Source organism: Cryobacterium aureum, from assembly GCF_002954245.1.
Lineage (GTDB): Bacteria > Actinomycetota > Actinomycetes > Actinomycetales > Microbacteriaceae > Cryobacterium > Cryobacterium aureum.
This window is the reverse complement of record NZ_PPTG01000048.1, coordinates 649,636-663,089: the sequence shown is the minus strand read 5'-3', so window position 1 is coordinate 663,089 and position 13,454 is coordinate 649,636. Positions and strand designations below refer to the sequence as shown.

The following is a 13,454-nucleotide window of genomic DNA, read 5'->3' as shown; positions in this document are numbered from 1 at the left end:
ATCTGGCACTCGAATGGTGGTGGGCCGACCCGCTCGCGGGTTACGTCATCGTCTATTACGCGGCCCCGAGGCCCTTAGTATCTTTGGTTCGAACGGGAGCAGCTCATGACGACCTGGTGGGACGTCGTTCTGAACGTGCTCGGCGGATTGCTGGTGCTGTGGCTGGCCCTTATTCTGGTTCTCTGGATCGAGCAACGCCGGCATCCTGGCGGTGCTTCACTTCGTGATCTGCTGCGCCTCGCGCCCGACGTCGCCCGGCTACTCAAACGCCTCGCCGCCGATCGAACTGTATCGATCGGGGTTCGAATCTGGCTCGCGGTACTTTTGCTCTACCTGCTGTCGCCGATCGACGTCATTCCGGATTTCATACCCGTTCTCGGTTACGCCGACGACGCCATCGTTGTCGCGATCGCTCTACGATTCGCGACGCGTCGGGCAGGCAGCGATGCGGTCAAGCGACATTGGCCGGGAACACCCGAAGGACTCACAGCCGTGCTCCGACTTGTTGGCTTGAAACCCTCGGCGTAATGCTCGCGTTCGCTGTCATCGATCGCCGCCTGCCCACGCTGGACGACCTCAGCGAGGTTGAGGCGCTCGGCCGCAAACTGATCACCACCCCCCTCCTGCTTCTCGCCGCCCTGGGGACGACGGGCGACAAAGTTGCCGGGCTCGACACGGTCGCCATGACGGGCGTATCCTGCTGACTGTCAAAGAGGGTCTCGGCACGACGGGAACCAGCGTGCTGCTCCTGGCCGTGATCCTCATCCTGGTGATCGTGCTCACCCGCCGCGCCCGCTCCACGAACGCCCAACTGACGGCCACCGCGTAAACGACCGCGTCGTCTAAACCACCGCGCGCAGCACCGGATGCGCGGCTCGTCTTCAGAAAACTCAGAGAACCCCAGGTGATGCCGGCGGCCGGATCCTGACCGACGAAGGAGAGAAGCCAGTGACACGCGACGAGGAGCGACTCCACAATCCACTTGATCGGCCAGAGGATCGTGCCAATGATGTCCATCCTGGAATTGTGTCCCTTTGCCGCTGTCAGTCAAACTATTGCGACTCATGCAAGGGGCGGGCGTCGGATTGCGCCACACTCAGATGGAGGCTTTGGGGATGAGCTTCTCGGCACGATAGCGGTCGAACAGCGACATGAAGGAGTCAATCGTGCGGTGGTGGGGGGTGAAGCCGGCGAGGCGACTTTTGGTGATGTCGGTGAAAACCTCGATATTACGTCCGAGGTCGGCGTCGGTGTGCCACCATGATGCGATGCGCCCCAGGTCGGCCTCGACAAGGCCTTGTTCGGCGGCCAGCTCTGCCCATACCGCTTCTAGACCGGCCATCTGCCCCTCAAGCGGTCGCGGCTCGTCGACGAATCCTTCGGGTTCGACGCCGAAGTAGGCGGCGATCTTCGGCCACATCGCTCGCCAGCGAAAGACGTCGCCGTTGACGACGTTGAACGCTTCGTTGGCACCGGCCGCCGTTGTCGCGGCCCACACCATCTGCTCGGCTACGATCGTCGCATCCGTCATGTCGGTGATGCCGTTCCACTGCGTCTCACTGCCGGGAAATACAAAGGGCATGCCGAGGTGCTTGCACAGAGAGGCTTGGGCGGCGAGGGTGAGGCCCATATTCATGAGGTTGCCGACCGCGTGTCCAATCACGGTGTGCGAGCGGTGCACCGACCAGCTAAATCCCTGGCGAGCGGATGCCGCGAAGAGCTCATCTTCCTGGGCATAGTAGAAGTTGGCCACGTCGAGTCGCGGTTCGTCTTCATAGAAAGGGGTGTCGGGCATGTTTCCCTGCCCGTAAGCCTCGAACGGGCCAAGGTAGTGCTTGAGGCCGGTGACGAGCGCGACGTGGCGAAGCGGCGCGTGGGCGAGCGCGGCGAGGAGGTCGCGGACCATGCCGGCGTTCACCTCGATGTTGAGCTCCTCGGTGGCCTGAAGAGACCAAGCCGTGAAGAAGACCTGCTCGGGCATCTCGTCGGCCAGCGCCCGGTTGAGGTCGGCGGCGGAGCGCAGGTCGGCCTGGATCCAGCGCACGCCGGGCAGGTCGCGGCCGGTGCGGCGGGCCATGGCCAGAACGTGCCAGCCCTCGGCCGAAAGCCGGTCGACGACGGCGGATCCGGTGATGCCGGAGGCTCCGACGACGAGGGCGGTGCGGGTGTGGGGCTGGGTAGAAATAGTCATTATGGGGTACAACCTTTTGGGGTGAGAGGTATTCCGCGTAGGCCAGTGTTCGAGTCGACAATTCGTGCGGGTGGGAGTCCTTTTTCGTGAGCGGCGTGCATTCGGCCTGCGCCACGACGGCGGAGGAGGCGCCGTCTGCAACGCCCACAAGTTCAATGCCCGGGTGGACAATTTCTGGTTTGATGACGAGGCCACGGTGAAGAACGTCTCACTCCGAGCGCGCGCATACGCTGGCGCCGGCAGGATCTTCGTCCCCGGCTCCTTGCCGTAGGGCACAGCCTTGGATGCTGACGCAATGACAGGTCAGCGCGTGCGGGCCGGTACGAGTTTGTTTACACCGACGGCGAGGAGCAGCCCTATCCCGGCCAAGGCCGTCGTCGCGGCCACGATCGTTTCGGTCCACGGCGTCGTATCGTACGACTGATATCCGGCCAGCGCTGGCGCGATCACGAATGTGGCGACGAGGTATCCGGGCAGGGTTGACCCCAGCAAAAACAGACAACTTACTGTGGCTGACCACGACGCCGGCAACCAGCGCAGGCCGAGGAACAGCAATCCGACACTCTGGATCAGGCTCAGGGCAATCTGCACCGGTAGGTATTGTGCCGGCGATGGGATGCCGGCTAGTCCCGAGACGACCGCATGCACACCGGTGATGCCGAACGCGAGGGCCACGACCAGGGGGACCACCTGCGTACTGCGGCCAACGCGTAGTCGGGGAGTGTTGGCCAACGCGAGAACGCCAAGCGCGAGCAATATCATGCCAGCTCCGAACAGTTGAGCGGCGACCCCGACGTTCTCCCACGGGTCCGAGGGATAGAAATAGTCGAACCGGTGGTCCTCGATCAAGCTATCCGTGCGTGTCCATCCGGCGCTGTAGACAACCCACCGTTGAAGCGAAGCGATGAGTTGCAGCGTGGCAGACGCCAGAAACAGGCCGCCCGCCATGGTCGACCACAGCGACGAGGCCTTGCCCGGAGTACGCGAAGGCAGCGCGCTGTTGTGAGCGGTGGCTGTTGTCATGCGGACAGGGTAGCAGCGTCATTCTTCTGTTGAAATTGTGCCGCGAACCGTGAGCGGGCTCTGAACGGACAAAGAGATTCGGGGATCGGCGTCGGGATCGGGCCACGCGATCTGAACAACCCAGTCACCATCCGCTTCAGCGAGACGGTAGACCTTGATGAATGTCATCGTCCCGCCTTGATCGACGAGCGGATCGGCCGTCCACTTCTCGGTGAGAAGGTAGGTGCCGACCGCGTCGGCGACGTCGGCCGGTAACGCGGTGGTCGCCAGGGTGACGGTTGACCAAGTCGTCCAGAAGGCGGTATCGGTCTCTCGACCGCCCAGCAATTCGGATTCCTCGAACTGCGCCTGCGAGGTCGGCGGCACTTCGACTGCGCTACTGGCGTGGACCTGCGCGAGCATCCCAGCGTGGATCTCGGAAGCGCGGGTCTCGTACTCGTGGAGCCGACTCTGCGTCTGCGCCGTCGAACAACCCGCCAGCGCGATGGATGCGGTGAGGAGGATGCCGGCCTGAGTCACGTGCAGAGTTCGCATGCCATCACCGTAGCGGTCGACGTGCCCGCACCGCTCGCGACGGGTCGTCGATGCTGCGCCCGGGGAGCGTATCCGTTGGCGGTCCGCATCCATCGGGAGTCCATGACTTTCGCGATTCCGTCGGCGCCGCGCTCAGCGACGACCACGGTCGCTCCGAATTCGATGCCGAGGTCGGTACGAGTAGAGGTTGGTCCACACCGAAAAGGCGCGCAGAGCGTCGTCGTCGAGGCCTTCTGCATCGAGGACCACGGCAACCGGGTTTCCGGTGCAGAGACCGTCGCCAAACACATCGACCTGGCGAAATTTTCGGATCATCCTCAAACGCTACACTCGCGTTTCAGCGTTGCGCCTAATCTCCGTCGCCGATGTCCGACCGCGACGGTCGACTTCATCGAGCTGGCTCGAGGCCGACCGCAGGCGCTTCCGTGCGGGGCCGTCGCCTATCGGTCTTTGAGAACCCGGTTGACGATGTCACTGACCGTTTCGAAAGCTGCAATCCTGCGCTCCAGAACAAAACTAAGGCTTGCCATCCGTGGTGACAACGGCCATGTCGTTTGCGGTGACGTAGACAGCCTGTGAGCGGGCTTTGTGGCGGAGGACAGTTTCCTCAAAACTCAGGTCGAAGGCATAGAAGCGGGCATCATCCGTCATGGATCTGACGCGCGCGAGCAAAGGCGCGTACCGATCGGCGTTGAAGATGCCGTCAAGGATCACGTGCTGTCCGACACCCAGGCAATGCGCCGCCGCAACTTCGAGCAAATCGGGGTGAGCGAGGCTGTCCTGTTCACGCTCGTGTTAGATGACCCGGCGGAAGTAGTCCTGGCTGAAAATGGCGGCTTGTTCCGGCAGCTCCGACTGGAGCTGTTGGGCAATTGTGCTCTTGCCTGAGCCAGAATTTCCACGGAGCACGATCAGCATGAATCGACAGTCGCGGCCGACCCGAACCCCCGATTTGTTCCCATAACCAGCGCGACGCAACCGTCGATGAACATATGTCTCCCCGTCGACCCGACTACTGCTGCCCCCATCTTGTCCACCGTATCGACGCGAGCAGTGGCGGGGTCACAACTCGCCAACAGAATTTTTGTGCGGACGCAGCCGGGTTGGGTTGCAGGAAGACTCTCGACGCGCGCGTGGCTGCGTTGCGTCGGCATCGGCATCGGAAGATCGACAGTGGAGGAGAAGGCTGCCGTCATCTGGTGGAGGCTTGGGCACACAGGTCGTCCTTCGCCGTTTGGCCGGTGAGACCGTCCAGGGGCTGAACGGTCGGCTCCGGGGACGGGACGGCGGTTTCGCCCGGAGGCGTAGGCGGCGTTGACGTTTCGACCGGCACCGCGGCATCCGTTGTCGGTTCCGGAGTGGACGCCGTTCCCGGGAGCGTGAAGGGCTGATCGGCGGCGAGTTTGGTGAACATCTCGGCGGCCACCGATTCCACCGGAACGACCTTGCCCGGGAAGTCAGGATCTTCGGTTGTACCGGGATATTGCACGAACAGCAATCGGTCCAGATCGATGTCTTTGAGCGCCAGGGCCATCGACACCATCGTGTCGATGTTGGCCAGCGATGTCGACAACTGGATGTTGGTGGCTGCAGCGTTGGCGAGTTTGACCAGGGTGGGGATGCTGGTCAGTGTTCCGTTGCTCTGTACGGTACGCATGAGTGAGGCCATGTAGATCTGCTGCGAGGAAATTCGTGCCAGGTCGCTGCGGTCGCCGACGCCCTTGCGGCTGCGCAGGAACGCCAGCGCGGTGTCTCCGGCGACGATGCTGGTGCCCGCGGGCAGGTCCAGCCCGGCGCCAGGGTCGTTGATTGCTGCATTCAGGCAGATGGGTACTCCGCCGACGGCGTCGCTCATCTGCACGACCCCGTCGAATGAGATGAGCCCGGCATAGGGGATGGTCAGCCCGGTCAACTCGGACACGGTCTTGACCACGCAAGGGAGCCCACCTCGAGACATGGCCTCGTTGACGGGTCGAGCGGCCATGGCCGAAAACTCGGTGCCGCTCGCGACGTCTGTGCAGGCGGGGTGCGGCACGATGAGGTCGCGGGGGATGCTCACGACGACGGCGTTGCTGTGGTCGGCCGATACGTGCACGAGAATGTTCACGTCGTTGAGTGTGCCGTCACGTTCACCGTACGCCGCGCTCTGCGTTGCATCATTGTCGATGCCGACCAGGAGAATGTTGAAACCGTTTTGGTAGCTTTGGAGCTGTGGCTCGGGTGCCGCAGGGTCGCCCCCCGTGATGTCGATTGCGTTGTCGTCGACCGTCTTGCTGAAACTCCACACGGCCACCGCAGCCACAGCTGACGTGCTCGCTACGGCGACGGCCAGCACGGCCGCCACCAGTCTGAGCGCGGTCGCATACGGATTCGAGCGCTTCAACCGCCCGTGACGTGCTACTCCGCCGATCCGCTTACTTCGCCTGCCCGCGTCAACCACAGAGCTCCGTTCATTGTGTCCGATCACGCCCCTCGACGGGGCGCTGGACCATTCCGAGGGTATCGCGCCTACCGGTGATGCAACTGAACGGTGTTCTGCTGGCTGCCGGTAGGTTCGGGCCATCAGCAGTCCCCGTTTCTCGGGACAGCCCGCTCACCGTCTGCGACGCCACAGAGCGAATCGATCGGGGACGCTTCGACGGTCCCGATCACGAAGGAATCTGGATCGAAGTAATTACGCTGCGCCGGGTCTGCTCCGCGTTGCTGGATGACCTGGAAGACGGAGCCGCTGTTCGATTTGCGCCTGGGGACCGCGTTTCGCGGTCGAGGCATGGGAACTCCGGCCCTCGAGGCGCTGATGAAAAATCTTAACGAATACGTCCTAGCGCTCTGTGACCCGGCGACCTAGGCTGTCTCCATGGCAGCTGGACCTTTGCCTGCTGGGTTGGACGGAAAAGCGTCGGATGCAATGCTGTCGCTTGGCCGTTTTTTCACGCGGTGGGAACAAACAGATGACGGCCGGGCGGTATTTCGCGAGGGCGGCCGTAAGGGAGACGTGTTCTACCGTGACCGGTGGAGCCACGACAAGGTGGTTAGGTCCACCCATGGTGTCAACTGCACCGGGTCATGCTCGTGGAAGGTCTACGTGCGTGACGGCATCATCACCTGGGAGGCTCAGCAGACGGACTACCCCTCGGTGGGTCCGGACAGCCCCGAGTATGAACCCCGCGGCTGCCCACGCGGAGCGGCATTCAGCTGGTACACCTACTCGCCGACCCGGGTGCGCTACCCATACGCACGCGGCGTTCTCGTTGAAATGTACCGTGAGGCCAAGGCCCGGCTGAACGACCCGGTATTGGCCTGGGCGGATGTCGTGGGAGACCCCGAACGCCGCCGCCGATACCAGCAGGCTCGCGGTAAAGGCGGGCTAGTGCGCATCCCGTGGACGGAAGCGATCGAGATCACCGCCGCGGCCCACGTGCACACGATCAAGACCTACGGCCCAGACCGCTGCTCGGGGTTCTCCCCGATCCCGGCCATGTCGATGGTCTCCCACGCTGTCGGTAACCGCTTCATTCAGCTCATCGGCGGCGTCATGACCTCGTTCTACGACTGGTACGCCGACCTCCCGGTGGCCAGCCCGCAGGTCTTCGGCGACCAGACCGACGTTCCCGAGTCCGGTGACTGGTGGGACGCCACCTACCTCATGATGTGGGGTTCGAACGTGCCGGTGACCCGCACGCCGGATGCCCATTGGATGGCCGAGGTACGCTACCGCGGCACCAAGGTCATCGCGATCAGCCCGGACTACGCTGACAACACCAAGTTCGCCGATGAGTGGCTGCCGGCACAGGCGGGAACGGATGCCGCGCTCGCCATGGCCATGGGCCACGTGCTGCTCAAGGAATTCTTCGTCGAGCGGAGCATCCCGTACTTCGAGGGCTACGTGCGCCGGTACACCGACCTGCCCTTTCTGGTGCGACTCGAGGAGCACGCCGATGGCCAAGGGCTCGTGCCTACGAAGTTCCTCACCGCCGCCGACCTGCCGGAGCACGCCGGTACCGAGGGCGCTGCGTTCAAGACGGTGCTGCTCGATGCGGACACGGGTGCGCCGGTCGTCCCGAACGGATCGATCGGCTACCGCTACGGCGAGGCGGGGCAGGGCAAGTGGAACCTGGATCTGGAGGGTATCGACCCGGCGCTGACGCTTCTTGGAGGGGCGAACGGCGAGGCCGCGAGCATCCGTCTGCCGTGTTTCGAAGCGCCTTCTGGCGAGGGCTCGATCCTGACCCGCGGGGTGCCGGTGCGCCGTGTCGCCGGCCACCTGGTGACGACGGTGTTCGACCTGATGATGGCGCAGTACGGGGTGGGCCGGCCAGGGCTGCCCGGCGACTGGGCCACCGGTTACGACGACGTATCCACGCCATACACACCGGCCTGGCAGGCCGAGATCACGAGCGTGCCGGCCGAGGCCTGCATTCGGGTGGCGCGGGAATTCGCCCGCAACGCCGAGCAGTCCAAGGGCCGGTCGATGATCATCATGGGCGCCGGAATCTGCCAGTGGTTCCACGGCGATGCGACGTACCGGGCGGTACTGTCGCTGCTGATGCTGACCGGCTGCATGGGCCGTAACGGCGGCGGCTGGGCGCACTACGTTGGGCAGGAAAAGACCCGCCCGATCACCGGGTGGATCTCCCTGGCCAACGCGCTGGACTGGAGTCGCCCGCCGCGCACGATGATCGGCACCGGCTACTGGTACATGCACACCGACCAGTGGCGGTCGGACGGGTATTCGGCGGACTCGCTGAAATCGCCGCTCGCTACTGGCCACTTCGACGGCATGCACACCGCCGACACGATCGCCCAATCGGCGCGGTTGGGCTGGATGCCGTTCTACCCGCAGTTCGACCGCAACCCGCTCGACCTCGCCGACGAGGTGCAGGGTGCGATCGACCGCGGCGAAACAACGGATGCCCCGCGCTACATCGCCGACGCGTTGAAGAGTGGCCGACTCACCGCGGCCATCGACGACGTTGATGCCCCCGAGAACTGGCCGCGCACCCTGGTGCTGTGGCGCTCGAACCTGTTCGGTTCCTCCGCCAAGGGAAACGAGTACTTTCTCAAGCATCTGCTCGGTACCCACCACAACGTGCTCGGCCAGGATCACGTGAACGCCGCCCGGCCCCGCGATGTGACCTGGCGCGAGACCGCGCCAGAGGGCAAACTCGACCTGCTGGCGTCCGCCGATTTTCGGATGACCTCGACCACGCTGCTGTCGGACATCGTCTTTCCGGCGGCCACCTGGTACGAAAAGCACGACTTGTCTTCGACCGACATGCATCCATTTGTGCATGCCTTCAGCCCGGCGATCGATCCGCCGTGGGAGGCCAAGACTGATTTCGACACCTTCCGCGTGCTCGCCGAGGAATTCTCCCGGCAGGCGCGAGTTCATCTCGGCACACGACGGGATCTCGTGAGCGTGCCGCTGCAGCACGACACCCCCGGGGAGATCGCACAGCCGGGCGGCGTCGTACGGGACTGGCGGGACTCGTTCGTTGCCGCTGTGCCCGGGCAGAACATGCCGGTTTTTTCGATCGTGGAACGCGACTACACCGCGATCGCCGAGAAACTCGCGACAGTGGGGCCGCTCGCCGAAGAGCGCGGCTTCACGGTGAAGAACGTGACCTACCGCATGGAGCACGAGATCGAACGGCTCGCCCGCAGCAACGGAGTGATGCTCGGCGGTGCCGGTGACGGCCGTCCGGCGATCGACACCGACGCGAAGTTCGCGCAGGCGATTCTGAGTTTCTCCGGAACAACCAACGGCGAGCTCGCTGTGCAGGGTTTTCGGGAACTCGAGAAGCAAACCGGAATGCACCTCGTCGACCTCGCGGCCGGCTCTGAGGAGAAACGCGTCACCTTCGCCCAGACCCAGGCCGCCCCGGTGCCGGTGATCACGTCACCGGAATGGTCTGGGTCAGAAACCGGCGGTCGCCGCTATTCCCCGTTCACGATCAACGTCGAACGACTCAAGCCGTGGCACACCCTCACCGGGCGCATGCACTTCTTCCTCGATCACGACTGGATCATCGACCTCGGCGAGGCCCTGCCGACGTACCGCCCGCCGCTCGACATGCAGCGTTTGTTCGGCGAACCTAAATTCGGGCCCAACGGCACCACCGAGGTCACTGTGCGCTACCTCACCCCGCACTCCAAATGGTCCATCCACTCCGAGTATCAGGACAACCTGTTCATGCTGTCGCTGTCCCGCGGCGGCCCGACCGTGTGGATGAGCCCGATCGACGCGGCCTCCATCGAGGTCGCCGACAACGACTGGGTGGAGTGCGTGAGCATGAACGGTGTGCTCGTGGGCCGGGCCATCGTCAGCCACCGGATGCCGCAGGGCGTCGTCTACGTCTATCACGCGCAGGAGCGCACCATCGATGTTCCCAAGTCCGAGGCTACCGGGCGCCGCGGCGGCATCCACAACTCGGTGAGCCGGCTGCTCGTGAAACCGACCCACCTCATCGGGGGTTACGCGCAACTCTCCTACGCCTTCAACTACCTGGGGCCGACCGGCAACCAGCGAGACATGGTCTCAACCATTCGGCGACGTTCCCAGGAGGTGCGGTACTGATGCGCGTTATGGCTCAAATGGGCATGGTGATGAACCTCGATAAATGCATCGGCTGCCACACCTGCTCTGTCACCTGCAAACAGGCCTGGACCAACCGGGCTGGCACAGAATACGTCTGGTTCAATAACGTCGAAACCCGACCAGGACAGGGCTACCCGCGCCGCTACGAAGATCAGGAGAAGTGGCGCGGCGGCTGGAAGCTCAACAAGAAGGGTCGGTTGGCACTGAAAAGTGGCGGTCGCGTCGCCAAACTTCTCGGGCTGTTCGCAAGCCCGGTGCAACCCGAGCTGAAGGACTACTACGAACCCTGGACCTACGACTACAAGACCCTCATCGATGCGCCGCTCGGCGATGACTTTCCCGTCGCCAGGCCAAAGTCGCTGATCACCGGCAAGGACACCAAAATCACCTGGTCGGCTAACTGGGACGACGATCTCGGCGGAGCCCCGGAGATGGGCCACCTCGATCCCATCGTGGAAAAGGTGCGCCGCGAATCCGAGGACAAGATCAAGTTCGCCTTCGAGCAGACGTTCATGTTCTACCTGCCACGAATCTGCGAGCACTGCTTGAATCCTTCCTGCATGGCATCCTGCCCTTCTGGCGCCATCTACAAGCGGGTAGAGGACGGCATTGTGCTCGTCGACCAAGACAAATGCCGCGGTTGGCGTCAGTGCATCACCGGCTGCCCCTACAAGAAAATCTATTTCAACCACAAAACGGGCAAGGCCGAGAAGTGCACCTTCTGCTATCCCCGCGTCGAAATCGGGTTACCGACGGTGTGCTCGGAAACCTGCGTGGGGCGTCTGCGCTACCTGGGTTTGTTCCTCTACGACGCTGATCGGGTGACGGATGCTGCGGCCGTCACCGACGAGAAAGATTTGTACGAATCGCAGATGGATGTGCTGCTCGACCCGTTCGATCCCGCGGTGGCGGCCGCGGCATCCGCTCAGGGTATACCCGACGATTGGATCGACGCAGCCCGGCGCTCACCGGTGTACGCGCTCGCGAAGGTCTACAAGGTCGCCCTGCCGTTGCACCCTGAATACCGCACCATGCCGATGGTCTGGTACGTGCCGCCGCTGTCCCCGATCGTGGATCTGCTCAGCGACCAGGGCCACGATGCTGAAGACAGCGGAACTCTGTTCGGCGCGATCGACGCCCTGCGCATCCCGGTCGAGTATCTCGCCGAGCTGTTCACCGCCGGCGACACCGACCGCATCACCGCGGTGCTGCGCAAGCTCGCCGCGATGCGAGCCTACATGCGCGGCATCACCCTCGGCCAAGAAGCGGATGTCGACATTCCGGCCTCCGTTGGAATGTCACCGGAATCGATGTACGAAATGTACCGGTTGATGGCCATCGCCAAATACGAGGAGCGCTACGTCATTCCGAAGGCGCACGTGGAGCAGGCGCACGATCTGGAGGAGATGGGCTGCTCCGTGGACTTCGAGGGCGGCCCCGGCATGTACGAGGACTCGCCGTTCGGTGAGGCCAGCGGACGGCCGACACCGGTCGCCGTGGAGAACTTCTACGCTTTGAAGGATCGGCAGACCTCCGACACCGCCAGCGGCGCGGCGACCCTGCGCAACCGGGTGAACCTGCTCAACTGGGACGGCAACGGCGCCCCGGCTGGCCTGTTTCCGGAGACTCGCGATGTGCCACGGGCGGCGGCGGCGTCTCCGGCCGACCTGCACGGCCCGGTGTCGGACTCGGGCACGGGCGCTGGCACGGGTGACGGTGACTCAGCGGGCACGCCATGATGCGAGATCGGGTGGTTTACCAGGCTGCCGGCTGGTGCCTGTCGTATCCCGATGCCGAACTGTTGGAGCGGCTGCCGTTGATGCGCGCCGCGCTCGCCGAGCAGGGCCGCAAGGCCGCGAAATTCAAGGGTTTCTTCGAATACCTGACGGGGGCCGACCTCGGCACACTGCAGCGGCGCTACGTGGAGACCTTCGATCTGAGCAAACATCATCCGCTCTACCTGTCGTACTGGACGGACGGTGACACCCGGCGCCGTGGTGACGTGCTTGCCGCCTTCAAAAAGGTATACCGCCAGACCGATTTTCTGACGAATACCCACGGCGAACTGCCCGATTTCCTACCGCTCGTGCTCGAGTTCGCGGCGATCGCCGACCCCATCGCCGGCCGGGAGTTATTGCGGCAGTACCGACCGAGCCTCGAACTGTTGCGGCTCGCCTTGATCGAGCATGGGTCGCCCTACGGTGAGGTCGTCGCTGGCGTCTGCGGCACACTCCCAGGCTCCTCCCCGGCCGATCAGGAAGCGGTGCAGCGAATGGCTGGATACGGCCCGCCGACCGAAACCGTCGGCCTCGAACCCTACGATCCCCGGCTGCTGCCGCTCAAGGGGGCGTGAAAATGGACCTACTCTTGTGGGGCGTGCTGCCCTACGTCATGGTCGCCATTTTGATCGGCGGCTCGATCTGGCGCTACCGATACGACCAATTCGGCTGGACGACGCGGTCCTCACAACTGTACGAGAGTCGACTGCTGCGGATTGGATCGCCGATCTTTCACTTCGGGCTGCTCGCGGTCATTGCCGGACACTTCTTCGGCCTGGTTATTCCGATGGCCTGGACCTTGGCGGTAGGCATGAGCCAGGACTTTTACCATCTCAACGCTCTGCTCGTCGGCGGCGTAGCCGGGGTTGGTACCCTCGGCGGGATTTTGATTCTGATCTACCGTCGGCGCAAGACCGGGCCAGTGTTCATGGCCACCACCCGCAATGACAAGGTTATGTACGTCGTGCTGACCGCCGCCATCGTGCTCGGCCTGTGGACGACCCTGGCCAGTGTGTTCGAGGGCGAGCATGGGCATAATTATCGGGAGACCGTTGCACCCTGGTTTCGTTCCTTGTTTATCCTGCAGCCCGACATCACGGCGATGGCGGCGGCCCCGTTCTCGTTCCACATTCATACCCTGGTCGGGATGCTGCTGTTCAGCATTTGGCCCTTCACTCGGCTCGTGCACGCCTTCACCGCCCCGCTGCACTATCTGTTCCGGCCGTATATTGTCTACCGCACCCGCGACAAGGTGCCCGGCGCGGTCAGACCGATCCGGCGAGGTTGGGCACCGATCGGCACCGAAGACCGAACGCGAGACAAGAAATAG

Annotated in this window: 13 protein-coding genes; 6 read left to right on the top strand and 7 right to left on the bottom strand. The window is 63.7% G+C overall.

Features of this window, described 5'->3' with window-relative positions; all coding sequences use genetic code 11:
- Positions 1–105: 105 nt before the first annotated feature.
- Together CJ028_RS19935 and CJ028_RS21120 are read left to right on the top strand one after the other, a co-directional pair.
- Positions 106–528: a YkvA family protein gene (locus CJ028_RS19935; protein ID WP_105036885.1), complete on the top strand. Its 423-nt coding sequence runs from the start codon at positions 106–108 to the stop codon at positions 526–528.
- Entirely contained in the window at positions 528–704 is a 177-nt protein-coding gene (locus CJ028_RS21120; RefSeq protein WP_167395149.1) for a hypothetical protein, read from the top strand. The genes CJ028_RS19935 and CJ028_RS21120 overlap by 1 nt, the downstream gene beginning before the upstream one ends.
- A gap of 392 nt (positions 705–1,096) precedes the next feature.
- Here the strand turns inward: CJ028_RS21120 and CJ028_RS19925 are convergent, their stop codons facing one another.
- The 7 genes from CJ028_RS19925 to CJ028_RS19890 form a co-directional block, all read right to left on the bottom strand.
- Positions 1,097–2,191: an SDR family oxidoreductase gene (locus CJ028_RS19925; protein ID WP_105036884.1), complete on the bottom strand. Its 1,095-nt coding sequence runs from the start codon at positions 2,189–2,191 to the stop codon at positions 1,097–1,099.
- Between the two features lie 303 nt (positions 2,192–2,494).
- Positions 2,495–3,214 (bottom strand): hypothetical protein, encoded by a 720-nt coding sequence (locus tag CJ028_RS19915; RefSeq protein WP_105036882.1) that lies wholly within the window; start codon positions 3,212–3,214, stop codon positions 2,495–2,497.
- A gap of 18 nt (positions 3,215–3,232) precedes the next feature.
- Positions 3,233–3,748, bottom strand: a complete 516-nt coding sequence (locus CJ028_RS19910; RefSeq protein ID WP_129590555.1) for a hypothetical protein — start codon at positions 3,746–3,748, stop codon at positions 3,233–3,235.
- Between the two features lie 132 nt (positions 3,749–3,880).
- Complete coding sequence (locus CJ028_RS21855; protein ID WP_129590554.1) at positions 3,881–4,063, bottom strand: PhzF family phenazine biosynthesis protein; 183 nt, start codon at positions 4,061–4,063, stop codon at positions 3,881–3,883.
- 201 nt (positions 4,064–4,264) lie between these two features.
- Positions 4,265–4,462, bottom strand: a complete 198-nt coding sequence (locus CJ028_RS22020) for a P-loop NTPase family protein (protein WP_105036879.1) — start codon at positions 4,460–4,462, stop codon at positions 4,265–4,267.
- 81 nt (positions 4,463–4,543) lie between these two features.
- Positions 4,544–4,666, bottom strand: a complete 123-nt coding sequence (locus CJ028_RS22015) for a phosphotransferase-like protein (protein WP_369126453.1) — start codon at positions 4,664–4,666, stop codon at positions 4,544–4,546.
- Between the two features lie 274 nt (positions 4,667–4,940).
- A complete protein-coding gene (locus tag CJ028_RS19890) occupies positions 4,941–6,131 on the bottom strand; it encodes an LCP family protein (RefSeq protein ID WP_240607441.1) in 1,191 nt (396 codons plus the stop codon).
- A 474-nt stretch (positions 6,132–6,605) separates the two neighbouring features.
- Between CJ028_RS19890 and CJ028_RS19885 the strand changes: the two genes are divergently transcribed.
- Genes CJ028_RS19885 through narI form a run of 4 tightly spaced genes read left to right on the top strand, consistent with a single transcriptional unit; the run spans position 6,606 to position 13,454 of the window.
- Positions 6,606–10,325, top strand: coding sequence for a nitrate reductase subunit alpha (locus CJ028_RS19885; RefSeq protein ID WP_105036877.1), 3,720 nt, complete (start codon positions 6,606–6,608; stop codon positions 10,323–10,325).
- Positions 10,325–12,085, top strand: coding sequence for a nitrate reductase subunit beta (narH, locus tag CJ028_RS19880; protein ID WP_105036876.1), 1,761 nt, complete (start codon positions 10,325–10,327; stop codon positions 12,083–12,085). Before CJ028_RS19885 ends, narH begins: the two co-directional genes overlap by 1 nt.
- Positions 12,082–12,699 carry a nitrate reductase molybdenum cofactor assembly chaperone gene (gene narJ, locus CJ028_RS19875; RefSeq protein WP_105036875.1) on the top strand — a complete coding sequence of 206 codons (618 nt, stop codon included), beginning with the start codon at positions 12,082–12,084 and terminating at the stop codon, positions 12,697–12,699. Before narH ends, narJ begins: the two co-directional genes overlap by 4 nt.
- 2 nt (positions 12,700–12,701) lie before the next feature.
- Complete coding sequence (gene narI / locus CJ028_RS19870) at positions 12,702–13,454, top strand: respiratory nitrate reductase subunit gamma (protein WP_105036874.1); 753 nt, start codon at positions 12,702–12,704, stop codon at positions 13,452–13,454.

Bases quoted from the DNA above. Each gene is read 5' to 3' on its own strand.
- CJ028_RS19935 (WP_105036885.1), top strand. From the start codon at position 106: ATGACGACCTGGTGGGACGTCGTTCTGAACGTGCTCGGCGGATTGCTG.
- CJ028_RS21120 (WP_167395149.1), top strand. From the start codon at position 528: ATGCTCGCGTTCGCTGTCATCGATCGCCGCCTGCCCACGCTGGACGAC.
- CJ028_RS19925 (WP_105036884.1), bottom strand. From the start codon at position 2,191: ATGACTATTTCTACCCAGCCCCACACCCGCACCGCCCTCGTCGTCGGA.
- CJ028_RS19915 (WP_105036882.1), bottom strand. From the start codon at position 3,214: ATGACAACAGCCACCGCTCACAACAGCGCGCTGCCTTCGCGTACTCCG.
- CJ028_RS19910 (WP_129590555.1), bottom strand. From the start codon at position 3,748: ATGCGAACTCTGCACGTGACTCAGGCCGGCATCCTCCTCACCGCATCC.
- CJ028_RS21855 (WP_129590554.1), bottom strand. From the start codon at position 4,063: ATGATCCGAAAATTTCGCCAGGTCGATGTGTTTGGCGACGGTCTCTGC.
- CJ028_RS22015 (WP_369126453.1), bottom strand. From the start codon at position 4,666: ATGCTGATCGTGCTCCGTGGAAATTCTGGCTCAGGCAAGAGCACAATT.
- CJ028_RS19885 (WP_105036877.1), top strand. From the start codon at position 6,606: ATGGCAGCTGGACCTTTGCCTGCTGGGTTGGACGGAAAAGCGTCGGAT.
- narH (WP_105036876.1), top strand. From the start codon at position 10,325: ATGCGCGTTATGGCTCAAATGGGCATGGTGATGAACCTCGATAAATGC.
- narJ (WP_105036875.1), top strand. From the start codon at position 12,082: ATGATGCGAGATCGGGTGGTTTACCAGGCTGCCGGCTGGTGCCTGTCG.
- narI (WP_105036874.1), top strand. From the start codon at position 12,702: ATGGACCTACTCTTGTGGGGCGTGCTGCCCTACGTCATGGTCGCCATT.